This is a genomic window from Vibrio sp. 2134-1, from assembly GCF_033339495.1.
In genome coordinates this window covers 1-569 of the sequence record NZ_JAWOUS010000759.1, presented here as the reverse complement: position 1 = coordinate 569, position 569 = coordinate 1, and the positions used below count along the sequence as shown (strand labels likewise).

Genomic DNA, 569 nt, shown 5'->3' with positions numbered 1-569 from the left:
AAGCCCAACCACAGAAAGATAAATACCCGGTACGGCAATTTTGTGAATTTTTTGATTGATTGGGTTTTGATGGCTTTCACCGTAGGCTTCTAACCAGTCAGATAGTGCTCGCATATCACTTCCCTTTTTACGCAACTTCTTTTTATATAGTCCGAGCTCAAAAAAGGTGCGAGTTTTTCAACGAGCAATTGAAGGTTTTCGTTATTGCCTAAACACTTTCCTGAAATGCTATTTGGCTTCAGTGTCCAAGCAATGTACGTTGCGCTTTGGGCAGTTTCGCTACAACCAAATCGTAGGAGCGCTCGCACAAGTCTTGAATGAGACCATCTTCGACATCACCATTGAAATACGCTGTGACCCAATGGCGTTTGTTAAGGTGGTAGCCCGGTGTGATGTCAGTAAACTGGGACGTTAGCACTTCTCCATCTTCCGGTTTCACTTTAACACTGACGTATTCTCGACCACCACGCTCCGCGATTATCGCGAACATCTTGCCTTTTACTTTGAACACAAGCGCGTCAGGGCCAAAGGGGAAGTCACTTTCGGCGCACATAAATGTCTCTAAAAAG

2 protein-coding genes are annotated in these 569 nt (G+C 44.8%); both read right to left on the bottom strand.

Going from position 1 to position 569, the window contains the following annotated elements; all coding sequences use genetic code 11:
- Positions 1 to 135, bottom strand: a 135-nt coding sequence (locus R7R78_RS28380) for an Mpo1-like protein (protein ID WP_406707408.1), incomplete at its 3' end; no start/stop codon positions are given.
- Positions 136 to 238: 103 nt separating this feature from the next.
- The coding region (locus tag R7R78_RS28375; RefSeq protein WP_225474882.1) for an MmcQ/YjbR family DNA-binding protein at positions 239 to 569 on the bottom strand (331 nt) is incomplete at its 5' end.